The sequence below is a fragment of the Paenibacillus tuaregi genome (assembly GCF_900086655.1).
Lineage (GTDB): Bacteria > Bacillota > Bacilli > Paenibacillales > Paenibacillaceae > Fontibacillus > Fontibacillus tuaregi.
Genome location: NZ_LT575476.1, coordinates 2,513,850 through 2,539,569, shown reverse-complemented (window position 1 = coordinate 2,539,569; position 25,720 = coordinate 2,513,850). Strand labels below are relative to the sequence as shown.

The window sequence follows — 25,720 nt, the reverse complement described above, 5'->3', positions numbered from 1 at the left end:
ACCTACTTCTTCTTTTTCGGGTCCAGCACATCCCTCAGACCGTCGCCAAAAATATTGATTGCGATAACCGTGATAAATATCGATAACCCCGGAGGAATCCAGAGCCAAGGACGGTTTTGGAAATCGAGCATATTGTTTGCCGCATCAATCATGTTCCCCCACGTTGCTGTCGGGGGCATTACGCCAAGTCCAAAGAAGCTCAGCACGGACTCCATCAGGATGGAACCCCCAATATTCAAGGTGGCTATAACAATCAGAAGCGGCACAATGTTCGGGAGCAGATGATGAAACAGCTTGCGCTTCGCACTTAACCCCAGGACAGTAGCAGCCTGCATGAACTCCCTCTCCCGCAGGCTCAGCATCTGCCCCCTCACAAGACGGGCAAGAGAAGGCCAACCAATTAGACTAAGCATGACCATTACGATGTACATCCGGTACTCTGTCGGCACCTTCCACTCCGAGAGTAGAGCCCCGAAGATAAACAGCAGCGGCAGTCCAGGGATCGTCAGCAGAAGATCCGCAATCCGCATAACCACCTGGTCAACAATCCCTTTGAAATAACCGGCGATTACACCAAGCAGCGAGCCAATCAATACGGACAGTACCATAGACGCCAACCCTACAGTGAGTGAAATTCTCCCTGCTTGAAGAACACGCGTCAGGACATCCCTGCCCAGTCCGTCCGTACCGAGCCAATGCCTCATATTAGGGGGACGGTTCATGATATTCATATGAATTTTGTTGCTGGCATATGGAGAGAAGACCGGTCCTATAAAACATGCCAGGAACATAATAACTACCACAACGAGGCCAATAACAGCGAGCTTGTTCCGAAGCAGCCGCTGCATGGATTGTCTCCAGATCGATGACTTCGCACGCTCTTGTCTGGCTGATCCTCCCGCAGTAATCTCACGGCCTATAGATGACATGGTGATAACCTCCTTATTGCAGCTTGACGCGCGGATCGGCCACATGATAGAGAATGTCCGACAGAAGCGTCCCAATCACAGTTAATACCGCGATCAACATGGTGAATCCTACGAGCAGAGGGTAATCCCTTAAGCCGAAGGATTGCATATACAGCTGGCCGATCCCTGGCCAGTTGAAAATTTTCTCTATAATCAACGAGCCTCCAAACAGAGCCGGAAGCTCAAACCCAACCAGCGTGATCGCAGGCAGGAGGGCATTTCGCAGCGCATGCGTGAACAGCACTTTTCGCTCGCTAAGCCCTTTGGCCCGCGCCGTGCGGATATAATCCTGCTTGATGACATCAATCATGTTGCTGCGGAAATACCGGGTCAGCGAGCCCAGCCCCAGCAGCGTCATCACAATTACAGGCAGGGTCATATGCTGAATCACTTCCTTGACATAAGCAAGCCCTGTGGAGCTGCTTCCGGTTGTAAGCATTCCTCCTGGCGGAAGCCAATGAAGATCAACGGCCAAGGTCTTAATAAGGAATAACCCTATGAAGAAGGACGGCAGCGACATGGCTGCAAAAATACCGATCATCACCAGCGTATCGAACCAGGAATACTGCTTATAGGCGGCGATCACACCAATAATGACCGCAATGACCCAGGTCAGAAATGTTGAAACGACCGCAAGCAGGAACGAATTCCAGATATATTGATTAAATAGAGTTAATACCGGGGTCTGCTGGGACAACGAATAACCGAAATTACCGTGCAGAGCGTTCTTCATCCAAATCAAATAGCGCTCCAGCAGCGGTTTGTTCAGGCCGTAAATCTCTCTGAGCTCCGCTTTCCTCTCCGGAGATAACTTCATGTTCCCGCTGATGAAATCCCCCGGGGTAAGGGCATACAGGCTAAAGACCAGGAAAGACGCAGCCAGCAGGATAACCAGCATATAGATAAGTCTTTTTGAAATATACGTGCTCATGACATGCTCCTTCATCTACATTCCCGGCTCCGCCCCAACCAAGCTTTGCGGAGCGGGAACAAATTCATGGTTACTTGCTGAGGGACCATTCAGGCAAACTTTCAGAAATTCCATTAAACGGGCTTACGCTAAGATTCTGAATCCGGCCATTATAGCCATATACAGTCTTCTTGTAGCTGGTAAAGATGACCGGCAGCTCATCGTTCAGAAGCTGGAATATTTCTTTGTAAATTTTCTTGCGTGCTTCAATGTCCGTAGTGGCAAGTGACTGCTTATAGAGCTCGGTAAATTTCGGATTGTTGAACCCTTTCACATCTCCATTCGGCAGGAACATAGCCAGCCCGTCAGAAGGATCACTCAGCATCGGTGTAGAGAAGCTGGCCATGTCATAATCCTTGCTTTCCACTTTAGAGACCAGCGCATTAAAGTCTGCAAACACTTCAGGCTGGAAGTCGATGCCCAGCGCTTGGAAATTCTCTTTTGCAATCGGAATGAAGATATCGGTACCTTTGTTCTTTGAACCCAGGAAATGAATCGTCAGCTTCTTGCCATCCTTCACCCGAATTCCATCTGACCCCGCCTTCCATCCAGCCTCATCGAGCAGCTGCTTTGCCTTCTCCAAATCATGTTTATACGGGTTAATTCCTTCCTCCGTATAAGCCCAGGATATTGGTGATGCAGGAATGTTAGCGATAGCCCCGGCACCTTGAGCAGCATCCACGTAAATGCTCTGGCGGTCAAGACCATAGGTCAGGGCCTGCCTTACCTTCTTATCTTTTAACTGTTCATGTTCAAGATTTAACTGAAGATATCCATACGAGCTTGGGGTATAAGACAGAATGTTGGCGAAGCCCCGAGCTTTTAACTTATCAATGTTCTCCTGGGTGGCACTGAAGCTGGCAAAATCAATCTCTCCAGTCTCCAGATACTGCCAAGTATCCCCTTCAGACGTTTTATAGATGAAATGCTCCGTTTTGGGTTTGCCTTTGTAATAATACGGATTAGCCACAAAACGAACTTCCTGACCAGGTATGAATTTCTCCAGCGTATAAGGTCCTGTTCCCACCGGAGCCAGATACAGCTTCTTTATGTAATCAAGATTGCCAAATTTGTAATCCTTCCCGTAATAAGCCTTTGATAGAACAGGGCCGCCCAGCGTAGTAAGAGCGGTCGCATTTGGCTGTTCCAAGGTAACCGAAATGGTTAGCGGGTCAATCACCTTAATGCCGGAGATTGTTTTGGCTTTACCGGCTTTGTAGTCAGCCCCCCCTTTCACATGAATCACATCGACTGCTGTATCCCCGGAGTAAGCTTTATCGTGAAGGATAGTCCATGTAAAAGCTACGTCATCCGCGGTAACCGGAGAACCATCACTAAACTTCAGATCTTTGCGCAAATGGTATGTAATCGTTAAGTTATCTGGCGAGATGTCCCATTTCTCGGCCAGATCAGGTGCAGGTACACCTTTGTCATCCGTAGTGACGAGTGAGGATTGCAGCTGTGAATTGACATTACCGTCATACCCGCTCTGGGTAAAATAGGGGACAAATGCTCCGGCAGGATCGGTCAGACTCGCAATAATGGTATCCGTCCTCTTCTTGGCGGCTTCCGGAAGCTTAGACAGGTCTGCCGCTTGGATGACCTGGCCATTTGCTTGCTCCGACGATGCGGAGCCCGTTGTCGTTGTCGCTGTTGGATTCGTTACTGCTGCGGCTCCAGATGCCGGTGCAGCATCATCCTGATTATCGGAGCAAGCGCTGAAGAGAAGTGAGCTCGCCAGGATTAGAGAAGTCAATAAAAGTGTGCTTTTTTTCATAGTATCCTCTCCTATGCCAATGAATATAATATATTCCGATCAGTTAACTATGCATTGTGATCGATACAGCTATTATATGTATCCGTCCTGGTTCTGTAAAGAGAGAACTGACACAAATTTCTCCACTTACAGAAAATTTAGTTCTTAAAGCATACATAAAAAGCCCTTTCTCCCTAAGGAAGAAAAGGCTTTGACTGGTTTATTCCCCGCTTATATATTCCAGCAGATTTTTTTGGATCTCCTCTAGGGCTCCCGGCCTTAGACTATATTCGGTCAACGTCTCTCCCTCGAAGTGGGCATAGATCAATCCGGCCCTCCTAAGATTGGAGATGTGGTCGTGGGTAATCCCCTTGGACAGCTTCATATGTCTGACGATCTCGATGAAGCTTCGAGGCCCCTGATGTAAATACCGGAGAATCTTGAGACGGCTCTTCTCGCCTATACTGCGCAGCATCCGGTAATTCTGCGGATTCATTACATCCTTGTTCTCAGGGAAATACACCCTTGCCGAGTAACAGCATAAGGTTAGCCTACCGTAGTAATTAATCACATTAATGGGCTGAAAATGATACTGGGGAATTAGAATCACTTCCTCCAGTCCTTGAATCGGCTTAAACACCAGCCCGTTAGTTGTCGTATCAACAAACTGCTCGGTGGAAAGGCTGGGGAGCTGCTCAAGTCTCCTTCTTTTCTCTTCCTGCAAGGAGATGAGAATATCAGGGTTAATACTGCTGAAGTACGCATGATTCCACTCTTCGAAGACCCGAAGCGTTCTGGCTCGGAAGCTGCTCATGTTGTCGGGAAAATAACTGCTGTATTCGGCAATCTTCTCATACATATCCCCAGGGCTCAGACTCTCCAGCCACTTAAGAAACCCCCTAACATCGGACTTGTCCGGGCATAAATGAACGAGCAGGAAGGTAAGTTTCCAATCCGCATCAATCGCCATTTCGCTTAAAGCTGTGGCGAATTCGGGAGTCAACTTCATCCGGGCAGCTTCAGCCCAAGCTGATGAAAGATCCGTTTTCTTATAAGAACTTCTGCAAATGTATGCATGAAGGCTGTTTATCAGTTCATGAACCGGTTCAAACTGCACATCAAGTCGAAAAGCCAAATCTGTTCACTCCTTCCTTATCACATTATAACGTGAACGCGCTAAAGTCACTACATAGTGATGCGGCACATATTGTATATGTATTTGGGTACAGATGAAAAACCCAGCAAATGAATATGCTGGGTTCAACTGAGAAATGGCTATGCACCTGCTTCTTCCAAGGGCAAGAGCTCCTGTTTGAGCAGCTTAATCCGCGATATTCTCTTCTGGTCTGTCTCTTCGACAATAAAGGTGTGTCCCTCAAATTCGGCAGACTGTCCGATTCTGGGGGGAAGCACTTCAATTCTGGAATACAGCCAGCCACCGATCGTGTCATAATCATCGGAGTCCATTTCAAGACCAAAGCGGTCATTCACGGCCTCAATCAGCATCAAGCCGTCAATGGAATAGATATGTTCGCTGATCTGTTCGAAACCAGGGCGTTCCTCGTCAAATTCATCCTGAATCTCTCCGACGATCTGCTCCACGATATCCTCCAAAGTCACAATTCCGGAGGTGCCTCCATACTCATCAATCAGAAGCGCAATCTGTGTCTTGCCACGCTGCATGCGTTTCATCAGATCGCTGATGGGAATGGAATCGGGAACGGTCATCATCGGCCTGAGCAAATCCCGATAGTCCGAGCTTCCCGTACGAATCAGGTCTTTGATATGAATGAAGCCAATAATATGATCTTTATCATTGTCGCATACCGGATAACGGGTACGCATACCTTCGAGCGCGATTTCCAAATTTTCTTCAAGTGTATTTTGTGAATATAAACAGATCATTTCCGTGCGGGGGATCATGATCTCCCTTGCGGTTGTATCAGCGAACTCGAAGATGTTGTCCACAAGTGTAAGCTCCGTGCTGTCCAGCAGTCCGCTCTCACTGCTCTCCTTCATAAGCACCCGGATCTCCTCTTCGGTATGGACATTGTCCTGATCGGATGCAGGGTCCACACGCATCAGACGGAGCAGCGTATTCGCAAGTCCGTTAAGCACCCAAATGAAAGGATAAGCAATCCGGTAAAAGATAGACATCGGACCGGCCGACAGCAGGGTGATGTTCTCCGCTTTACGGATAGCAATGGCTTTGGGTGCAAGCTCACCCAACACGATATGCATAACAGCAATCAGAACGAAGGCCACCGTAAACGAAACACCATGCACGAAGGCGGTTCCCCAGCCCAGCCAGGCAAATAAAGGCATCAGCATCGAGGCGATTAACGGGCCGCCCAGCCATCCGAGACCGAGTGAGCATAAGGTAATTCCCAGTTGGCATGCCGAGAGATAGGCTTCCGGATGGTTTACCATTCCTCTGGCAATGCGGGCGCTGCGGTTCCCCTCTTCAGCCAGGGCTTCAATCCGGCTGCTGCGGATTTTGACCAAGGCAAATTCAACTGATACAAAAAATCCGTTTAAAATCACTAAAACTAAAATAAGTCCCACTTGCAAAATACTTGGTAAAGGGTCACTGTCCAATACGTTTCCTGTCCACAGCTAGGCTGCGCGGCGAACAGGTGCACCTCCTTCGCGGTATAGAATACAAATTAATAATTCAGAGTTAAACTTCCTGCAAGTATGAACATTCACGAAGTTCACTCCATATTATTATATAATTATACCTTACACAGTCAAATTTCGGGATATGTCACTTCGACGTTAGGGTCACCCACATATTTATTCGGGTCCTACGAATAAAGGACCGGGAATCCTTAAGCTGTACGCAAATAATCCCCCGGCCAGCATGCCAAAGGGGACTACAGCGGTAAGTTAATGGATCAGCGCGTTCCTTGTGCAGGGGGATTCCCAATTACACCAGGGTATTGATAGACAAGCGGCTGATCAAACGTGGCAAAGTCCAGGTTGACCATTAGCAGAATCGTACGCACACCTGTGTTCGGGTCACTGATAATAATGTGATCGCGGCCAGCGGCTTCCAGCACACCCTTAAAGATCTTAGCATTCCACTCCCGGTTGTTCTCATACGTCATATAGAACGTTCCGACTTTACCAAGATTCAGACGTAGGATATTCTCGATAAAAGATTGCTCGGTTAAAGATGGTGGTGTAGCCACAATGGTCCCTTGTGGTGTGATCTGATTACCGCTGGCTACGGGTGGAAAAGTTCCCATGTTCGTGCCCACATTTGGCATATTCGTACCCATGTTTGGCATATTCGTACCCATGTTTGGCATGTTCGTTCCCATACCAGGTCCCATAGTTGGTCCCATACCAGAGCCCATTGTAGGTCCCATTGTGGACCCCATAGTGGCGCCGCCCACCTTATAAGTCACCGGACGATATTGCGGGTTATACATTTGTCTGTTTCCTCCTCGGATATAGGTTGGTATTTCTTAATACACACTCGGACAATCTTCAGCCGTTGGTGCAAAGAAGCAATGCGCTTTGTACCTGCCTGTATTGGCCTGGTTATACCACGTGTCCGGGCAATCTCCCTGCGGGCGGAAAAACCACAGCGCGTTTGTGGCTGGCCAGGTCCGTTCGCCGCCGATGGCGCGCTGGGCGAGCCTGAGTTCTCTGTCCCGCGCTTTTTGGTAAAAGTAGCCCTTCTGGGTAGACTCAAATCCCCCTGGAGACTGGAACACCATCTGATTCATGGTCCGGATATTCTTGAAGTCCAGGCAGTCCGCCAGAATCCGGTTCACCCCCACATTGCCCACCATCAGCATGCCGGGCTCCTGATCTTCCTCGGCTTCGGCGCGCATCAATCGTGCCAGCAGCTTGACATCTTCTGAGTTTGCTTTGATGACCGCCACGCGGCTTTCCTCCTTCAAAACACTTCATCAACGGTATATCCTATGTGCATTCGCCCATTTTGTGACTAAAAAATACACTTTTTCTGCCCGAAATTTTAATTTTATACACAGGAAATGATTGCGATACCAAGTATGTACATTTCGTGTCTATTCCTATGGACGCGCTTTCATGAATAGCATATACTAAAAAAGAATCTGTAAATTACTCTTACATTTTGGACTGGACTAAAACGGCTGTTAAGTTCATCTCTTTAGTTCATTTCATAGAGAAGTGCTTTATAAGTCGGCAGAACTTTTAGGAGGTACTTTCATGAAAATCGCAATTATCGGTGGAGGTTTAGCTGGTTTGACCGCCGCCGCCTATCTATCTGAAAACCGCGAATTGGAAGGCACTGTATTTGAACGCAGCCCGCAGCTCGGGGGCCGGGCTTTTACTTATCAGAAATCCGGCTTCACCCTTAATTATGGAGCACATGCGGTCTATGGAATCGACCGCCACACGCTTCATCATATGGAAGAGGATCTAGGACTGGTATTTGAGAGCAAGCAGGTCGACAAGCGCAAAGTTGTGTATGCGAAGAATGATCACCTCACCCCCGCTCCTCTCGATTTTGTGAATATTATGAAAACCGACGTTCTGACTGCAATGGAGAAAGTACGTTTTGTGGCCGAAATCGCAGCGATTGTCGGAAATGTTCATCACCTGAAGAACTATCCGACTCTGGGTGATTACCTGGATAAGTCCAATGCGGCTGAGGATGTCAAAGAACTGTGGCAGCATCTGGTCTGCTCGAATTTCTTCATCACCCCCGGGGATGCCCGCAAGGTCTCAGGCGAAGTGATTGCAGAATACTATCATAACCTCTTCCTCTCTTCCAAGCCGGTCAATTATATCCTTGGAAGCTGGGCAACCATCACCGATCAGCTTCAGGACAAGATTAACCGCAACGGGAACTGGAACATCGCCTTGAAAGAGCCTGTAGAATCCATCACGCAAGAAGGCGGCCAGTTCATATTGAAGACGAAAGCCCAGGAAGCCGCAGTATTTGACAAGGTCATCATCGCGACTCCCGTTCAGCAAGCTGTGAAGCTGCTTGAGAATTCGGAATGGGCACAGTACCTAGAACCGTATCAGAACAACACATCCACTGAAGTTATGGTTTACGATTTGGGTTTCAAGGAAATCGTCGCCCGCCCGTTCCACTATATCAGCGACATGACCAACAAGATGTTCATCAGCGACGTATCCGCAACTGACCATACCGTTGTTCCTCCTGGCGGCCAGCTTCTGCAGGGAATCGCCTATTTGAATGACGACTTCAAGGATGAGGATGAGCGTAAAGTATATCTGGAGAAGAAGACTGCTGGCATGGAGTCCCTGTTCGACAAGTATTACCCGGGTTGGCGCGAAGCTGTAGAGGTCAAGCGGGTATCCAAGAAAGCCATGGTCTCTAGTGTCAAGAATATCAGCACGAACCGTCTCCTCCCTAACCATCTCCCGAATGTGCCATTCTACTTCTGTGGTGACGGATGCGAAGGTAAAGGCGAACTCGCCGAAAGAGCCTTCTCTAGCGGCCGTAAGGTTGCCCTGAAGCTCTTGAATCAATTAATCAAGCCAGAGCGGGTTACAGGATAGCCGGCAGATTTATCGGATCGCAAATTCCAAAGCTTGCTTAAAGCAGACTAACCCTCAGGCTGGCGCCTGGGGGTTAGTTTTTACTCATTTGCTATTCAGCCCTGCCCTTGTTACCAACTGTTTAAGCAATCTGAATCCTCCATGATCATAAAAGACCCCATCCTTATCGGGGAGGACAAGGTCAGACGTAATTAATACATATTGGAATGGCGCCTGTCATTTCTGTAATTCGGAAACGCGCCTGCAGCCATTCTTTCAGTCCGTTTGAAACCCAGATAACGGCTCCCCTGTAGGGTAAGCTTGCCTTCATCTCCTTCAGCACACTGGCCAAACTCTTCCCCGCTGACGCGGAACTCCAGACGGTCTCCGCTTTCAACCTCAAACGTCACATAATACGTTGTGCTGGAATGGTGCGCAGCGGAATCCTGGTCATGATGATGTGCGACCATGGTTCGCTTGCTGCTAATTACGGAATAGACACTGAGCACAGGCTGCTTGCTGTTTCGAAACCAGCGGTACACCCCACCAGACACGGTTAAGAGCGCGATAGATACGAGAACAATGAGAAAAATAGGTAGGAACGTACCGGCGATGTCGAAGACTTCGAAGCCAGAATGCATGATTTCTGCCCCCTTTCTACTGCGCCGGAGGAAGCACTCGCTTCCCGCACTATCCATGTATATGCGCGAGCCTGGCAATCTTGTATTCCCTTGACCCGAAAAAAGGACAAATTACAAAAAAACTGACACGGCTTGTTCAAAGCACGTGCCAGTGGACTCCACCGTCCTGGGTCTGCAGCAGAAGAGAACGTTTGAGATTGTTATTCTGTACAAGCAGCCACCCGACTTTTGAGGAGTAGAACTGAAATTTCACAACTTCCGGATATTTTGTCATCGTTTGTTTCAAGACTGAGCTCTCAGGCAGCTCCTCCCATTTGGTACCCTGGGTCGTTGTATGATAAACCTTGTTGGACTGCAGCGCCCATCCCTCTTTGCTGTTCAGGAAAGTAGGCGACAGCATCTGATTCACTCCAGTCTGCCAGCCGATAGGAAACGAAACGAAATTCCAAGTTTCACCGGCATCTTTCGTATAATATGCATTAAATTTCGTCTGGGCTTTACGGTTGCAGCCAACCGAAATCCAGCCTTCCTGAGTTCCCCCTCTGAAGAAATACGGGGCGCTGCTGATAAATCTGGAGCAGCCTTGATACTTGTCCTTGTTAAAGAAATTCGTGTTCTCCTTCCAGCTCATCCCCCCGTCTGTCGTTCTGTGCAGATGCGGGATGCCATTCAGAATGGAGGTGGCATAACCATGAAGCTCATCAGTGAATACCATGCCGCTGAGCGCCCCAAAAGTCGGACTGGAGTTATCTCTCTTCCCATCTTGGCCAATCAAACTGCCCATAATCTTCTCCCAGCTCACCCCACCATCTTTGGTCCGGTAAAGTGTCTTATGCATGTCCGGTGCATTCAGATCATCCTCTGTGATGATCCATCCGACATTCTTGGAGACAAAAAAAATTGCGATGGATTTGGCCTGCTGTGGCAATGAGGCCAGTTTCCAGCTGGCTCCTCCATCCACCGTACGCAGAACTACCGTTTCCGCTGATCCGAGTGAGTTGCGAACCACCCACCCTGTCTGCGAATCAATAAAGAAGATATCCTTGCCATATTGAGGGTTGCTCTGAAATTGAACAGATGACGAAGGGGATATATTGGTCCACACTTTGCCGTTATCCTGGGTTAGATAAAGACGCAGTTCATTGCGGGTGGAACCCCATGCGATCCCCGTCGTATCCGATATAAGCTGAAAATCAGACAACCGGGTCTGAATTTGATATTTTTGCTTGTCCGGAGACTTGGCGTTTTCGTTAATCTTGCTGTTGGAATTTTGATTAATTACGGTAATTGTCTGTCCGGAGTCCTGAATTTCGTCTTTGGGTGGAATCAGAGCTTCATTGGATTTATCAGAAGTACAGGCCGTTAACAATAGACTCATAACGAGCATAATCAAGGTTATTGAGCGCCAAGAGGTCAAAAGTCTGTTCCCTCCTCAGAATTGTAGTAAATATAGAATTGTAGGTACATCAATATATTATAGCATAATCTATCTATCTAACCGCAAATCATGGTCATAATCTTGTATCTTTCCCGAAGTTAGCCACAATGTGGTGGTCAGGCTTGTATACTGCAAACGAATATCCTTTCTGCTTCAAATAAGCGATAATCCGCGGCAGAGCTTGAACCGTTTGCTTCTTCTCGTGCATCAGGATGATTTCCTGCTTCCGGTGAATTTGCCGTTTTACCTGTTGTACCACCTTATCCGGCTTGCCGGTATAACTCCAGTCTTGGGAATCAACGGTCCAATCCCACATTTTGAAACCCGCATGAGCTATATCCGTACGAAAGTTATATCCAATTTGCGGGGCACTTCCGTAGGGAGCCCGGATTAATGTGGCTTTAAATCCTGTCAACTTGTAGAGCAGGGCCTGTTCCTGTTTGAATTCATCAATAAAATGACTGGAACCTCCGTTTTTGTATAGCTTGTTGTAGTTGTGGCTCATGCTGTGCAGCCCGGCATAGTGTCCCTCCTTGAGCAGCCGTTCAATTGAAGACTGATTATCACGAAGCTGGGTTCCGATCATGAAAAAGGTAGCGTGAATCTCATTTTCCTTAAGAATATTGAGAATCTGCTCCGTATATTCATTAGGTCCATCATCAAAAGTGAGGTACACTACTTTAGTTTTTTGATTTGAGTCAGCGTTTAAGACTTGCGGTTTATTGTTCTCCCCCGAGATTACCGCTTTGTTATTACCACTGTTCGGGGTTTTGCCACTGTTCGTCTGATTTTGCTTGGAATCTTCCGTCCCAACAGGCTTCACGGTGTTCGGGCTCTTCTTCTGATCTGACGGTCCACCATCATTCGTCTTCTTAACACCAGCATCTACTTTTTGAGGTTCCTTGGAGTGGACGGCGGCAAGCTTTGGAAGCTCCGCTCCTGACTTATCCTGTTTCATATTATATGTAAGGATAACTGTCGTGGTTATAGCACCCAATAGCACCAGATTGACGGCTATGATAAGTCTGTTGCGTTTCTTTCTTCCCAGCTGAGCTCTCTCACTGCGTGTCTTGTTACTGCGTTCCATGATGATGTTCACCGTGTTCCTCTCTCTATGTTATATCAATAGGATAATATAATTATAGATGAGGAATCTTACAGAAAGGTTACACCTATGGTTACAATCTCCTAAACTATTAGTAAATGGCTAATTAGTTAACGTAATATATATTATGTTAACTTTTATTTATTGTTTGTCATTTTTGTGTACAATAGAGTTATCCTGCTTCTTCCTCGCTTACATAATTTAAACATCGCGTTGTAATCTGGTGCTTATCGGGTAAAAATGGGGAGAGCAGGCTGATTGATCACACATAATAACGATCTTGCCAAGGAGATGATTTTAATGAAACCATCCAAAACGGGTTCAAGCAGAGTTGTAATTATTGGAACAGGAGCTGTCGGAGCGACCACGGCTTACACCCTGCTGCTCAGAGAACGGGTATCCGAGCTTGTCCTGATTGATGCCAACCATGAGAAAGCACTGGGAGAAGCACTTGATATGAACCACGGTCTTCCTTTTACAGGAGGAGTTAAATTATGGGCCGGAGATTACAGCGATTGCGCGGGAGCAGATATTGTTATTATTGCTGCTGGGGCATCCCAGCGTCCAGGAGAGACAAGAATCGATTTGTTAAAGCGTAATGCTGGTATATTCGACAGCATTATTCAGAATATCGTGAAGTACAACGATCATGGAATTATCCTGGTAGCCACCAATCCTGTAGATATCCTGACTTATGTATCCTGGAAAAAGAGCGGCTTCCCCACCAACCGGGTTATCGGCTCAGGCACCCTGCTCGACAGCGCCCGCTTCCGCTATTTGATCGGCCAGAGCAAAGGCATTAACCCGCGCAGCATTCATGCCCACATCGTTGGTGAGCACGGGGATTCCGAGCTTCCACTCTGGAGTCTTGCCAACGTGGCTGGAGTTGGACTTGAATTCGAAGAACAAGAGCGTGAAGATATTTTCTCACGGACAAAGAATGCCGCCTATGAGATTATTAATGCTAAAGGCTCCACTTCTTATGCGATCGCGCTCGCCCTTGACCGGATTGTAGTCTCCATTCTTCAGGATGAGGGCTCTGTGCTTAACGTGTCTACGCTGCTCACAGACTATAATGGAATCTCTGATGTCTATCTTGGGGTACCGAGTATTGTGGACCGCTCAGGAGTGAGACAAATTCTCGACCTTAATCTGACCGACAAAGAGATGGAACAACTGCAGGCTTCTGCAAACAAATTGAAATCTGAAATCGAGAAGCTTGAGCTTTAAGATCACAGAAGGCAAGCGGCCCCTTTTCCAGCGGGCCGCTTGTTTCTTTCTGTCCAGCTATAGAAGCTCCGCCTAACCTGCCGTGGCCAGCTAGGATTGGATCGTTATATTACCTTCCCGGTCCGGGCCGCTCTGCCGCACGGCAAGCCGATTCATCGCATCCAGATAGGCTTTGGCACTTGCTTCAATGATATCCGTACTGATTCCCCGGCCCCCAGCTGTATCCTCCCCCATCCGAATCACAACATGAACTTCTCCAAGCGCATCTGTTCCTTGGGTAACCGAATGAATCTTGTAATCCTCAAGCTCGGTGACAAGCCCTGTAGCCTTCTCAATTGCGCGGTATACCGCATCAACAGACCCATTCCCCACGGAAGCCTCTTCGATGCTCCCCCCGTCCTCTTTGAGTATGCGCACAGCGGCTGTTGGCAGCGAACGGTTGCCATAAGAGACTTGCATGCTGTCCAGCTTGAAAGGCACTGGTCCCTCTGTAACATTCTCCATAACCAAAGCCCGGATATCCTCCGTAAGCACTTCCTTCTTGCGGTCAGCCAGATCCTTGAACTTGGCAAAAGCAATATTCAGCCGCTCCTCATCCAAGGTGTAACCAAGATCGATGAGGTGCTCCTTAAACGCATGGCGCCCAGAGTGCTTGCCGAGCACGAGCTTGCTAGCGCGGACCCCAATCGTCTCAGGTGTAATAATTTCATAGGTCTGCCGGTTCTTCAGCATCCCATCCTGATGGATTCCCGATTCATGCGCAAAAGCATTCGCCCCTACGATGGCTTTATTCCCTGGTACGGTAATGCCGGTCAGCTTGCTGACAAGCCGGCTTGTGCGGTAAATTTCGCTTAGATTAAGTGTGGTCTTTGCTCCGCCATAACTGTCACTCCGCGTCTCAAGAGCCAGGGCCACTTCCTCGATCGCCGTATTACCGGCGCGTTCACCAATCCCGTTGATTGTGCCTTCAATCTGATCCACGCCGCCTTCAATCGCCGCAAGCGTATTCGCGGTTGCCATCCCAAGATCATCATGGCAGTGGGTGCTTAGCTGGATTCGTTCAATCCCGGCTACCCGGTCCTTCACTGTCTTAAATATGCGTCCGAACTGCTCAGGAGTCGCAAAGCCGACCGTATCAGGCAGGTTGACCACCGTGACACCAGCCCGAATGGCGCGCTCCGTAACCTCGCAGAGGAAATCCACTTCTGTGCGGCTGGCATCCTCAGCGGAGAATTCTACTTTGTCAAAGTATTTACGGCCATACCGGATTGCCGCTTCAAGAGTATCCAGCACTTTGGCTTTATCCATCTTAAGCTTATATTCCCGGTGAATAGGCGATGTTGCAAGGAACAGATGCAGGCAAGGGTCCCCCGCATTCTTCAAGGCTTCTCTGACTGCATCAATATCCTGTTCCCTTGACCGGGCAAAAGCGACAACCGTAGCATTCTGAATGACCTTGGCCACCTCCTGCACACTGGCTACTTCACCTTTGGAGGTGATCGGAAAGCCGGCTTCAATACGGTCAATTCCGAGCCGTTCCAGCTGTAGGGCAATCTCCACCTTCTCCTGAGAGGTCAAGCTAACTCCTGGCGATTGCTCCCCGTCCCGCAGCGTTGTGTCCAGTACATAAATTTTGCGCATGTTCATTCCACCTTTTCTTGTAATTTTATAAAAAAAACCTCCTTCATCCCCAGCTGCAGATTAGACTGCAGCTGGGGCGAAAGAGGTTCTTCTTCCACGATACCACCCAGGCTTTGCTGCAGAGATTCTCTGCAGCCTCAATGAATTACGGTTCACACCGTAATTCTGCACACTAACGGGTGCCAACCGGTTCCTCCTAACCTGCCTTATCGTTAAGCTCTAAGCAGGTTTCAAAAGAACAGCTCCAAGGCGAGTCGGCTTCGGGATTAAGACGATGATCTCAGCGTGCTCATCGCTCTCTGGGCTTAAGTGCCCGCCTGCCTGCTCCTTGTCATTGCGAATGTCGTTATTTGAATATAAAAAAACCCTATCATCCCTGCGCCAATATAAGACGCATTACAGGGACGAAAGGGGTTATCTTCCGTGGTACCACCCATGTTCACAGCAGATCCATAGGGACCGCTGCCTCAGGAGATCCAGATTAAAGTGCTGCTGGACCTTGATGCACGTTAACGGGTGCCATCCGGCTGTTCTTAGAGGATAAATATCCGTTCAGAACAGCAGCTCCAAGGCGAGTGGGTATCGGCATTATGGCGGAAATTTCAGCGTGCTTCCCGCTCTCTGGGTCATAATCAACCGAAACCGGCTCCTTTTCACAGCCAGTAAATTAAAAGGTTGCTGCTATTATATGCATGAATCAGAACAATAGTCAACATCTGGATGAATAATTTGTTGAAGTTCGATAAATCCGCGCCGCACAAGGGTTATTCTATATAATTAATATGATTAACTAAATTAATTAACGATATGAATTATATGATTTTCGCTCTAATTTTGACCTTCATCCTCAGTATAAATCCTCAGGTTCTTCCGTCTTTTTCTCCAAAATCCTTTTGGCTACCACTTCGAAGGATTCTGGCTGAAGCAGCTCCACAGGGGAGAATCCTTTATCAAAAACGAACGAGTCTCCTTCCAGGACTACCGCATAACGTCCATTTAATTTGGCAATATGGATCTGCTCTCCGAAGTCTGCGAGTCTGCCCCGGACCATAGTATCTCCCAAACGGAACTTGAGTTCAATTTCGGGTTTGATCTCAATAATCCTCTCAGCAGCTTCAACTACAGCTTCCGGCTCCCATTTCTCTTGAATATCCCGTTTCTCACTCGCCGCCCAGAACTCTAACTCCCGCTCGACAGACTGGCGCTCCTCATGAGTTTCATCCGGCCACTTAGTCTCCACATAATCCTGAACGAAATTCAGCACTTGATCATTTACGATCTCGGGAATTGACTGCTCGTAAGTAACGAACTTTAGGAAGTCCTCGAAATAACGGGCATGTGAGGACTGATGGATTTTAAGCTCCCATTCCTCGAACATCCCTTCTTCCGGCATATACGGATATTGGATCGATTTCATATTCCGTGCACTGATCGCCATTTCCACCTCATTAACCAGGCTCTTCTCATCAGAAATCCGGGCGATTTTCTGTTCGAAATCACATTTCAGCAGGAAAATGATCGGCGTATCGGAGTGGGTGGCCAGCTCTGCTTGCACAATAATCATGGCACCTCCACGTACCGCACTGGTATCCAGATAGCTCCGCATCAGATCGTCACATGCGTTCTTGAAGTCCTCCTTCTCACTTGCCGCCCGGAGCCGGGTGAATAGATTGAAGTTCGGATTGCTGTCCAATTCATGGCCGGGTTCCACGATGAAGGTCCCTATCTTGGTGGGCGCCTGCTCAACAGAAGGGTTCTTCTCCACCTTCCGTTTTGCGATTCTGGTAAATTCCCCATCCAGAAACTTCTTAATTTCGCTGTCCACGTATTCATAGCCATCCATAGTCTGGTAATGCTTATAAGACCGGGTGCCTTGGGACTCACTCCCTTCCACCTGGATAACAAAGAAGGACAAAAATTGAATTGAGAATTGCATAAATAAGCTCCTTTATATAGAGTAAATGAATTTAGCGCAGCGATAAGTTTACATAATATTTATTATGTTAACATGTTTGATTAAAGCGGAATTTTTACATCCAATCTGCCTACGGCCTCTTCTTTCTCCCGGCTCGTAATATGGGTATATATCGTCGTAGTTTGAATCGATGAATGGCCGAGAAGCTCCTGCACGGTCCGAAGATCGGCCCCTTTTCTTAATAGCATCGTGGCAAAAGAGTGTCTCAGCTTATGACTGGAATATGCCACTCTTCGCTCGGGAGGAATCTGCTGTTGGAACCGCGCAAACGTATCTGCCGCAATCTGCTGTATACACCGGATTGACAGCCTTCGGCCTTTTTGGGAGATGAACATTGCCGTCTCTTTGGCTCTCCATGGGTTCAGCCTCTCATTCACGGCCAGCTGCAGCACCTCGCTTACAGCTTCTGGAACTGGTACCGAGCGCCATTTCCGGCCTTTTCCGTACACGTTTAACAACCTGCGTTCCGGATTGTAATCGGCAAGGTTAAGTGAGTGAACCTCTCCAACCCGCAGGCCCATATACGCCATCAATAGGAACACCGCCAGATTGCGGAGCCTGTGCTTGCCTTCAATGGACTGCATAAATCTGCCCAAGTCATCTTCATCCAGAAATACGGGAGCGCGGTGCTTGTCCATTTTGGATTTCTTGATCCCTGCAGCAGGATTGTCCTTATACAGCTCTAGTTCGATTAGCGCCTTGAAAAAACAGCTGACCGAAGCATGCTTCCGATTCCGCGTTGAATCGCTCACTCCCCTCTCCCGAACGGAAGATAGGAAAGACACGATGTGAAACTTCTTCACACTTTTCAGTTCTCTTCCACCTAAAGTGCTCAGGAACTCCCGTACATCGCTTAAGTAGGATTTTTGAGTATAAGTCGTATACCCTGCATCTTTCATCCAAATCAGGAAGGCCTCAAGTTCGTCGGCATACCATTCATTAAGGGAATCCGGCATATGTGACGCCCCTCTTTCTCTGCAAAATCTAATTCTATCACAGCTGATATCAAAATTGGTCATAGAATTGAATCTATCAATTGATCGCTAGCCTATGTAGTTAGAACATAGTCGTTTAAAATCAAAACAGCGTATAACATATATTATACGCTGTTTTTGAAAGGATTTCACCAGTATCCTATAAGTACCGGATCGCCACGTCATGAAAGCCTCCGCTCTTGAGTTTAGGCATCTTCACCTGCAGAGATCCCAGCTTGAAGGTAGCGCTGCTTTTTAGCGGGTTTACGGGAGCGGCCAATGTAATAATCTGCGGTTGTTCCTCTTCATGGCCGCTAAATTTGACTTGGGTGCGGCTTACCTGCACCCACAGGTTTTCGGGGTGAATTTGCCGGGGAACTCTAATTTTTGCAATGATGAAATGATGTGTATCCATAATTTCATGATTCATTTTCCTACTGCCTACTGCTCCTGCATCGAATAGACTATTGCCGGACATCGCTTTGCTGATGGCATCCTCGACGTATTTGTCAACCTCAGATGGGTCCAGCTTGAACTGATCCTTGAAATCCTTGAATGGGAATAGATTTTTGAAAAAAGGATCTTCCCCAAGCCATTCCAGATTTATGCCTTTTTTGGTATCCATGAACTTCGCCGCCCTTATCCCCTTTTTCACAGCTTATGTAGGCTCATATTGGAGAGTGACATCTGGGCTTCCATCCACATACAATATTCTGCAACCCGAAAAAATGGAGCGGATCATCCATCCATTTGAGATTAGAGGTGAAGCCTGTGGTTTCCATTATCGGAAACTTGAAAATCGTCAATGTCAGTGCCAGCTCCACTGTACTCATTGGAAATACAGCTGCAGTAGTGCTGAATAGCGATAATAAGCAGTATGGCGGCGCCAACTCCTTTGCGGTTGGTGATTCCATAGGAACGGTTATCACGAATAACTCGGCGAGCAGCACGAATACCATGGATTCCGATCTTGTGGACCAGGTTGGAGGCTTGGGCTAAGAAATGAGGGAGATTATGAGCTATACGGTTCACCAGACCATTACCATACATTTGATCCGGATCAATAATATGACCAACTCATCCGTCCTGCAAATTGGCACCTCCGGTTCGATCAACGCCCATTCACAAGTCCAAAACGCCGAGCCTCCTGAACCGGTAAGTGAAGAACAGCCTGATCTGGAACCAATTCCCAATAATAAGACGCCGTCCTTAATCCTGCTGCCTGATCCGGTTACTGGCTTGATTCAGGGACCAGCTGGGGAAATGGGCTTAAGCAGCAGTGCAGCGAATGCATAGAATTGATTCCCCCCTCTCCGCATAAACTTCATCAGGAAGGGGGAGGCTGCAGTGCATCCATACTATTTTCAGCAGATCATCAATCAACTTCAGTCTATTGCTGCAAAGTTGGACCAGTTCGAGGAGACCATTAAAGGAATGTCACAAACCATAGAGGGAATGAAGTCGCGGGAGCCCGCCTCAGCTGACCGGGTTCAGTATCATTTTGACCTTCTCAAGATAGAGAAGCTCGAAGGGACTTTAAATATTGGGACGGCTCCCGGGAATGGCCAGTCAATAGACCAGATTGCTGTAGGTGATCAGCCTGCAGCGTCTCCCGAAGCCAAAGATTCAGAAGTGGCAGATATGAACCAGAAAATAAAAGCTCTGGTGTTAAAGTACATTGATGAAGAAGTACCCGGGCTGTTCGATTATATGTTAAGTGTCCACCAACTCACATTAAGTGACGAGTACAAGAAACAAGTATTTGATGATATCCGCAGGCAAATTAACGACCGAATTGCCATCTACGCCAAACAAGTAAATGCACTTCCGGACATAACGGATACGAATCAGAAAATAGATATGGTGACTGCGCAATTAAAACGCGATATCCAAACCGCTCTCAATTATCATATTGAGCAAACTCTTCTAGGGAAGTGAAGGATTATGAAGCTAACTGTAATAAACAAAGATTTATATGTGGGAACCGTCCGAGTGGTCAGTGTAAGCCGCTCTTCCCTCATCCATGCCGGAGATTCTCAAATGCTTCAGCTCTACTCGCTGTATGACTCCAGCAAGGAAACCTTAAGCGGACCAAAGCCAGTGCTGCTGCCTCCCGCACATCAGTTTGGATCATCATGACCAGAGCACTTAAAGTAGAGCAAATCTATATATTAAACGTATCCGACAGCTCCGCCGTCGTTGGCGGCAGTACAGCGAACGTTCACGCCTGCTCTAGGACTATCTCCGTAGAGAGGAGCATCCCCATCTTTAGGCATGGGGAGGGCAGCTTCTCTGATTTCTCAGTTTTCAGTAAAGCTGGACCTGATCTGGCTGAATCTAATATTTCAATGTTTAGTGTGGATAATACATCAAGCAAGTTGAAAATTGGCATGATTCATGTCAATGAAGTCACGTCTTCATCCGCCATTCAAATTGGAGAAACAGGGCGAGTGGATATGATCAGCAGAATGAAATATTTAAAGCAGGAAAGTGAGATTGTTTCAGATTCCACATTGGCTAAAAGCTTGAAAGTATACTAAAAAACTAATAGTTTACATAATATATTTTATGTTAACTATGAGCTTTTTATATAGTTGCTATATTCCCTGGAAGAAGAAAGCAACTATATTCATATCGTCGTTCAATAGCAGCAATATGGATAGATATTTTTCCTCTGTACGTCCCCCATCTGTTATAAGGTCGCTGTCGCTCGCAGATTTCTTGAATTGAATTCATATCAAAATTATGCCAAAAAAAGTCCCACAAGCTCTCGCCCGTCATTGGATAAATCATGACGATGATGCGATGCGCTTGCAGGACGTCCTTAGTCTGCTCTTTAAGACAGTCTTCTACTCTAGTCTTCCATCTATTTGAACGGGACCCTTTATACAAGTCCGTCCTTACAACGGTTATTCACTCCGGATTAGCCGGTCATACCAGACCGAAGCTGCCGCAAGTAGCCGCTGCGGATAACCATGAAGTACACGATCTGGATGATCGCGAATGCACTGAGCACAATGGCCGACTCCTTGACGAGCGTATAATTGAACATGCTCTGCATGGCCGTCAACGCTACCGCTCCGTGAATGAGTGCTATTCCGATCGGCAGAAAGAACAGAATCGCCATCTGGCGAGTGACGATCTTCGACAGCTCACGGCTGGTCAGCCCCAGCTTCATAATCGAAGCGTACTTCGCCTTGTCGTCGGCCAGATCCGTGTACAGCCGGAAATAGAGAAAGCTGCCGGATGCGACGAAGAATACCGCACCGACGAACAGCCCAACGAACATCACCGCGCTGTAGCCCTGAAGCAGCTGCTTGACGTCGAACGCCAGCGAGAAGAAGCTGTCGTTCTGGGAACGTCCAATCTTGTCGTGCAGCCTCTGTCCGACGGCTTCCGTCGCCTCCAAGTTGTGGACGTCGAACGCATAGTAACCTTCGGATGATTGCGGCGCTGGCAGCCGCGCGAAGCGGTCATCATCCACAACGTAGTATTTGCTGTAGCCTGGAATGAAGAACGCGGCACTCTGCGTGATCTGCAGCGGTTCCCCACCGCCCTCTACGGCTAGCTCCCGCTCGATGGTCGACTCACCCTTCTCGTCTTTCTCCTTGCTAAACTGGATTACCGCCGCCTCATTCACCCCCAGCTGTAGTGGCTTGCTCCCGGCAGCCTTAACCAAGCTGTTATATTCCGACTCACTTACGATCATCACTGCTCCGTTGCCGCTGGTCAGCTTATAGGAGCGAAGCTCGGCCTTCAGCTTGGTAAAGCCAATCCCTTCCGCGCGGAGCTCCCGTTCGATCAAGTCTACCGCTGCAGCGGACCGTTCGGGTGAGTTGCCCTTATATGAGGAGTACTCGAAAGCGAACGGTTTTTCGATTGACTTCATAAGAACCGTCTTGAACCCGACAAGGGCACCGATCGCCGAGAATGCGACAGTAGACAGCACCGTCACGAGAAAAAAAGTGCGCGCATTGTCCTTCATCCGATAGGCTAGATCAGAGAAGAACAGCAGGTTTGTGCGTCGCCAGAACAGCTCCCGGTTGCGCTTTAGGGCGCGAATCGTGTACACGCTCAATTGGGTGAACAAGAAGTACGTGCCAATGACGACCATCACCGTTACCGGCAGCAGCGCATACACCACTGCTAGGCGTTCAACGGCCAGCGACACGCCATATCCAATGCCGATCAACACAAGCGCCGCGAGCGACAGCCAGATCGAAGCATGCGGCTCAGGACGAGGCTTGCTGGACCCTTTAAGCAGATCAATCAGCTTGTTGCCGCGAAAGAACAGCACGGTAAATAGCGAGATGAACAGAAAAAGCAGCATAAACGCAGCGAAGGTCAGAGCGAGCGCCTGATACGGCATGTAGAAGGGCAGTTTCTCGTCGATCCCGATTAGCGACTCCGCCGCCAGCAGCAGCAGCTTGACCAGTACAAGTCCTGACGCGATGCCGGCCAACGTGGCGCCTAAGCCGATCACCATATTCTCAATAAAGACGAGCCTCCGCAGCTGCATATTAGTGATGCCGAACATGGTCAACAGCCCGAACTCCTTGCTGCGCGACTTGATAAAGGCGCTCATGGAATACAGGACGAAAAAGAAGGAAAACACGTAAATGAGCCCCTGGGCGATTTGCAGTGCGATCGTCGCCGAACCGCCGATCTCTGCCGGCGCCAGCCCCGGATGAAAGGCGAAGACGCCGTAGACGAAAAACACCATTACCGCGAACGCACTGCTAAGAAAATACGCCATATACAGGCGCTTATTCCGCATGACGTTGTTAAACGCGAATTGTCGAAAGGTCATGCGCATTCCCTCCAAGCAGCGACAGCATATCGATGATTTTCTGGAAAAACGCCTGCCGGCTGTCTCCGCGATGAATCTCGTTATACAGTTCACCATCCTTGATGAACAGCACACGGTGGCAGTAGCTGGCTGCCACCGCATCGTGTGTGACAAGCAGCAGCGTCGTGCCGTCCGCCTGGTTGATTGCCGTTAACGTCTCCATGACATCCAAGGACGACTTGGAATCGAGATTGCCCGTTGGTTCGTCAGCCAGGAGCAACTTTGGCTCATGAATGATCGCCCGGGCGATCGCCGTCCGCTGGGCCTGCCCGCCGGACACTTCATAAGGCCGCTTTTCCAGAATGGCGGTGATCCCTAGCTTGTCTGCGATCGCGTGCGCCTTTTCCACCATTGTAGACACCTTCGCGCCTTCCAGCGTCAACGGCAGCACGATATTTTCCAGAATCGTCAGTGTGCTCAGCAGATTGAAGTCTTGGAAAATAAAGCCGAGCTGCTGCCGGCGAAACTGGGCAAGCTCGTTATGGCTCAGGAGATGCGGATTCTGCCCGTCGATGAGCACTTCGCCGGAAGTCGGCTTGTCAATCGTGGCAATTAGCTGCAAAAGCGTTGTTTTGCCGCTGCCCGATGGTCCCATGATGCCAACGAATTCGCCTTTCTCGACGCTGAATGATATATCGCCTAGCGCCTGCTGTGTGACCTGGCCGCCGTAGATTTTACCCAGATGAGTCGTTCTCAGAAGTTCCATATTCTCTCTCCTTTTTATGCAACTAATGAATTCTTGTTCCTCATCTTAAGTATACGGAGGCCCGCCGGGCGAACCAATCGGCGAAGCTTTCATTCAGCTTACATCGATGTAAGGTTAGGCACGGTCCGGAAGTGAACCCGGACCCGGGTGCCGACATCAACGGTCGACTCAATCTGAAGCGAGTGGCCAAGTCGGCTGCATACCTCTTGCGCCAAATACAGTCCCATTCCCGTTGACTCCCGGTACTTACGGCCATTCTCGCCGGTGTAGAACGCCCGGGTCACCCGCTTTAAATCGGCCGTTGTTATGCCGATGCCTTCGTCGGCCACCTCTAGCACGGTTTCCGGGCCTTGGCGCCAAGCTCGAACCGCAACGGTGCGGCCGCGGCCCGCCGAATATTTAATCGCGTTCGACAGCAATTGAGCCAGCACGAATCCGATCCACTTCTCGTCGGTCGGCACCGTCAGCTCGTCATCCACCTCAACTTGAGGGTATAAGTTATTGACAATGAACATCCGCTTGTGCTCGTTAACCGTTTTTTGCACGACACGCTTGAGCGGCACAAGATCAGCCTGGAAGTCCTCCTCGAACGTCTCCAACCGTGCTGCATGCAGCACGGTTTCAAGCCCCCGCCCAATCCGGTCTGCTTCGTCGCGGATGTCGGACAGCCGCTGATCACTCTCGTTCTCGGTCAGCAGGTGGATGACCGAAAGCGGCGTTTTCATTTGATGAACCCATTGGGTAATGAAAGTCGCATGCTGGCGCCGCCGGCGCTCCATCTCCATGATCCGGGCCATACACAGCGCATACTGCGCCTGAAGTAATTGTCTGACCGCCTTAGCGATTGGGGCGCCGCCACCAGAACCGGCCGCCGACTCGTCCAGTACGGTTAGCGGCTCCTCAAGCCGATTGTACATCTCCCGGTGGCTGGTATACCGCCAACAGACATACACTATCAAAGTGACCATGCCGAGAAATACCGAATAGAGTGCGGTATATACATTTCGATATCCGTCCAGCCAGTAGACCGCCACAATCAACGTCAGCTGAACAATATGCATGACAAGCAAAGGCCAGTGCTCGCGAATCATCAGCTTCATCCGGGCTCACCCAGTTCATACGGCTCCAGCACCAGCTTGTAGCCGGACCCTCGCACGGTCTCAATGCTGCCCGTAACCTCCAGCTCCTGAAGCTTCTTGCGAGCGCGGGCGATGTTCACATTCAGCGTGTTCTCATCTACGAACTGCTGGTCGTCCCACAACTTCTCCAGGAGCACTTCACGGGTGACTACCAGCGGATAGCGCTGCAGCAGCAAGTCCAGCAGATCCGCCTCCTTGCGCGTCAAGGTCACGGTCGTTTCCTGCCACTTCAGTTCAAGCCGTTCAGGATAAAGCGCGAGACCGCCTTGCTCGATCTTCTTTTCCCGTACTTCCCCCGCATATTCGCCGTCCACCCGCCGCAGCTGGCTGCGCACCTTGGCAATGACCAGCTCTTGGTGAAACGGCTTGGTCATATAATCGTCAGCACCGTATTCAAGCGCCATGACCTGATCCATGTCACTCGTGCGGGCGCTGATGAAGATGATCGGACAGGTGGACACTTTACGAATCTGCCGACACCAGTAATACCCGTCATAACTCGGCAAATTGACATCCAGCAGCACAAGATGGGGCTCGTATTGCTGGAAATGTGACATTATATCTTCAAAATCATCCGCACACCGCGCTGCCAACCCATACTTCTCCAAACAAACCCGCAGCAGCGAAGCCAGCTTCGGATCGTCCTCCACAATCCAGATGCGGTACATTATCTTTCCCCTCCTACCCGTAACCGTGCCCCACAGAAGCACGGCTCCTATCTGTTCTGAGTGAACTGAACAATTATCTCTATACTATCATAAACGCAATTGCTGGTAATCGTTACATGACCATCGATGGCATGCTTGTCTAAAAGAGA

General features: G+C 48.9%; 25 protein-coding genes. 7 read left to right on the top strand and 18 right to left on the bottom strand.

Annotated elements, in window-relative coordinates; genetic code table 11:
• Nucleotides 1–2 precede the first annotated feature (2 nt).
• From opp4C to BN6628_RS11720, 7 genes are all read right to left on the bottom strand, one after another.
• Nucleotides 3–929 carry an oligopeptide ABC transporter permease gene (gene opp4C / locus BN6628_RS11750; RefSeq protein WP_068617598.1) on the bottom strand — a complete coding sequence of 309 codons (927 nt, stop codon included), beginning with the start codon at nt 927–929 and terminating at the stop codon, nt 3–5.
• Between the two features lie 13 nt (nt 930–942).
• A complete protein-coding gene (locus tag BN6628_RS11745; RefSeq protein ID WP_068617596.1) occupies nt 943–1,899 on the bottom strand; it encodes an ABC transporter permease in 957 nt (318 codons plus the stop codon).
• A 70-nt stretch (nt 1,900–1,969) separates the two neighbouring features.
• A complete protein-coding gene (locus BN6628_RS11740; protein ID WP_068617593.1) occupies nt 1,970–3,715 on the bottom strand; it encodes an ABC transporter substrate-binding protein in 1,746 nt (581 codons plus the stop codon).
• A gap of 199 nt (nt 3,716–3,914) precedes the next feature.
• Nucleotides 3,915–4,829 carry an ArsR/SmtB family transcription factor gene (locus BN6628_RS11735; RefSeq protein ID WP_068617591.1) on the bottom strand — a complete coding sequence of 305 codons (915 nt, stop codon included), beginning with the start codon at nt 4,827–4,829 and terminating at the stop codon, nt 3,915–3,917.
• Between the two features lie 140 nt (nt 4,830–4,969).
• Nucleotides 4,970–6,268 carry a hemolysin family protein gene (locus BN6628_RS11730; RefSeq protein ID WP_089153610.1) on the bottom strand — a complete coding sequence of 433 codons (1,299 nt, stop codon included), beginning with the start codon at nt 6,266–6,268 and terminating at the stop codon, nt 4,970–4,972.
• A gap of 323 nt (nt 6,269–6,591) precedes the next feature.
• On the bottom strand, nt 6,592–7,131 hold the full coding sequence (gene gerQ, locus BN6628_RS11725; protein ID WP_082926884.1) for a spore coat protein GerQ: 540 nt from the start codon (nt 7,129–7,131) through the stop codon (nt 6,592–6,594).
• Nucleotides 7,132–7,167: 36 nt separating this feature from the next.
• Entirely contained in the window at nt 7,168–7,590 is a 423-nt protein-coding gene (locus BN6628_RS11720) for a cell wall hydrolase (RefSeq protein WP_068617586.1), read from the bottom strand.
• 310 nt (nt 7,591–7,900) lie between these two features.
• Here BN6628_RS11720 and BN6628_RS11715 point away from each other — a divergent pair, with 310 nt between their 5' ends.
• Nucleotides 7,901–9,226, top strand: a complete 1,326-nt coding sequence (locus BN6628_RS11715) for an FAD-dependent oxidoreductase (protein ID WP_068617584.1) — start codon at nt 7,901–7,903, stop codon at nt 9,224–9,226.
• A 191-nt stretch (nt 9,227–9,417) separates the two neighbouring features.
• Here BN6628_RS11715 and BN6628_RS11710 read toward each other — a convergent pair whose 3' ends face one another.
• From BN6628_RS11710 to BN6628_RS11700, 3 genes are all read right to left on the bottom strand, one after another.
• Entirely contained in the window at nt 9,418–9,846 is a 429-nt protein-coding gene (locus tag BN6628_RS11710; protein ID WP_068617582.1) for a DUF2500 domain-containing protein, read from the bottom strand.
• A 136-nt stretch (nt 9,847–9,982) separates the two neighbouring features.
• Nucleotides 9,983–11,263 (bottom strand): VPS10 domain-containing protein, encoded by a 1,281-nt coding sequence (locus BN6628_RS11705; RefSeq protein ID WP_235847623.1) that lies wholly within the window; start codon nt 11,261–11,263, stop codon nt 9,983–9,985.
• A 94-nt stretch (nt 11,264–11,357) separates the two neighbouring features.
• Nucleotides 11,358–12,383 carry a polysaccharide deacetylase family protein gene (locus BN6628_RS11700; protein ID WP_068617579.1) on the bottom strand — a complete coding sequence of 342 codons (1,026 nt, stop codon included), beginning with the start codon at nt 12,381–12,383 and terminating at the stop codon, nt 11,358–11,360.
• A gap of 306 nt (nt 12,384–12,689) precedes the next feature.
• Between BN6628_RS11700 and BN6628_RS11695 the strand changes: the two genes are divergently transcribed.
• On the top strand, nt 12,690–13,619 hold the full coding sequence (locus tag BN6628_RS11695; protein ID WP_068622229.1) for an L-lactate dehydrogenase: 930 nt from the start codon (nt 12,690–12,692) through the stop codon (nt 13,617–13,619).
• 90 nt (nt 13,620–13,709) lie between these two features.
• Here BN6628_RS11695 and BN6628_RS11690 read toward each other — a convergent pair whose 3' ends face one another.
• The 4 genes from BN6628_RS11690 to BN6628_RS11675 all read right to left on the bottom strand — a co-directional run bounded on the left by BN6628_RS11690 (nt 13,710) and on the right by BN6628_RS11675 (nt 18,834).
• A complete protein-coding gene (locus BN6628_RS11690) occupies nt 13,710–15,260 on the bottom strand; it encodes a 2-isopropylmalate synthase (protein ID WP_068617577.1) in 1,551 nt (516 codons plus the stop codon).
• Between the two features lie 847 nt (nt 15,261–16,107).
• Nucleotides 16,108–17,196 (bottom strand): DUF3900 domain-containing protein, encoded by a 1,089-nt coding sequence (locus BN6628_RS11685; protein ID WP_068617575.1) that lies wholly within the window; start codon nt 17,194–17,196, stop codon nt 16,108–16,110.
• 80 nt (nt 17,197–17,276) lie between these two features.
• Entirely contained in the window at nt 17,277–18,191 is a 915-nt protein-coding gene (locus tag BN6628_RS11680) for a tyrosine-type recombinase/integrase (RefSeq protein WP_068617574.1), read from the bottom strand.
• Nucleotides 18,192–18,369: 178 nt separating this feature from the next.
• Nucleotides 18,370–18,834: an Hsp20/alpha crystallin family protein gene (locus tag BN6628_RS11675; RefSeq protein ID WP_068617572.1), complete on the bottom strand. Its 465-nt coding sequence runs from the start codon at nt 18,832–18,834 to the stop codon at nt 18,370–18,372.
• A 146-nt stretch (nt 18,835–18,980) separates the two neighbouring features.
• On the opposite strand from BN6628_RS11675, the gene BN6628_RS11670 reads away from it, so the two are divergent.
• The 5 genes from BN6628_RS11670 to BN6628_RS11650 are packed head-to-tail and all read left to right on the top strand — an operon-like array spanning nt 18,981 to nt 20,749.
• Nucleotides 18,981–19,208 carry a spore germination protein gene (locus BN6628_RS11670; protein WP_068617571.1) on the top strand — a complete coding sequence of 76 codons (228 nt, stop codon included), beginning with the start codon at nt 18,981–18,983 and terminating at the stop codon, nt 19,206–19,208.
• 15 nt (nt 19,209–19,223) lie between these two features.
• Complete coding sequence (locus BN6628_RS11665) at nt 19,224–19,505, top strand: spore germination protein GerPB (protein WP_068622226.1); 282 nt, start codon at nt 19,224–19,226, stop codon at nt 19,503–19,505.
• Between the two features lie 51 nt (nt 19,506–19,556).
• On the top strand, nt 19,557–20,147 hold the full coding sequence (gene gerPC / locus BN6628_RS11660; protein WP_068617569.1) for a spore germination protein GerPC: 591 nt from the start codon (nt 19,557–19,559) through the stop codon (nt 20,145–20,147).
• A gap of 6 nt (nt 20,148–20,153) precedes the next feature.
• A complete protein-coding gene (locus BN6628_RS11655; protein ID WP_068617568.1) occupies nt 20,154–20,348 on the top strand; it encodes a hypothetical protein in 195 nt (64 codons plus the stop codon).
• Nucleotides 20,345–20,749 (top strand): spore germination protein GerPE, encoded by a 405-nt coding sequence (locus BN6628_RS11650; protein WP_068617566.1) that lies wholly within the window; start codon nt 20,345–20,347, stop codon nt 20,747–20,749. Before BN6628_RS11655 ends, BN6628_RS11650 begins: the two co-directional genes overlap by 4 nt.
• Before the next feature lie 383 nt (nt 20,750–21,132).
• Here BN6628_RS11650 and BN6628_RS11645 read toward each other — a convergent pair whose 3' ends face one another.
• From BN6628_RS11645 to BN6628_RS11630, 4 genes are all read right to left on the bottom strand, one after another.
• Complete coding sequence (locus tag BN6628_RS11645; RefSeq protein ID WP_235847622.1) at nt 21,133–22,824, bottom strand: FtsX-like permease family protein; 1,692 nt, start codon at nt 22,822–22,824, stop codon at nt 21,133–21,135.
• Nucleotides 22,825–22,993: 169 nt separating this feature from the next.
• The gene (locus tag BN6628_RS11640) at nt 22,994–23,764 is read right to left on the bottom strand and encodes an ABC transporter ATP-binding protein (protein ID WP_068617563.1); all 771 of its coding nucleotides are present in this window, start codon (nt 23,762–23,764) and stop codon (nt 22,994–22,996) included.
• Between the two features lie 98 nt (nt 23,765–23,862).
• Entirely contained in the window at nt 23,863–24,864 is a 1,002-nt protein-coding gene (locus BN6628_RS11635; protein ID WP_068617561.1) for a sensor histidine kinase, read from the bottom strand.
• The gene (locus BN6628_RS11630) at nt 24,861–25,571 is read right to left on the bottom strand and encodes a response regulator transcription factor (protein WP_068617559.1); all 711 of its coding nucleotides are present in this window, start codon (nt 25,569–25,571) and stop codon (nt 24,861–24,863) included. The genes BN6628_RS11635 and BN6628_RS11630 overlap by 4 nt, the downstream gene beginning before the upstream one ends.
• Nucleotides 25,572–25,720: the final 149 nt, after the last annotated feature.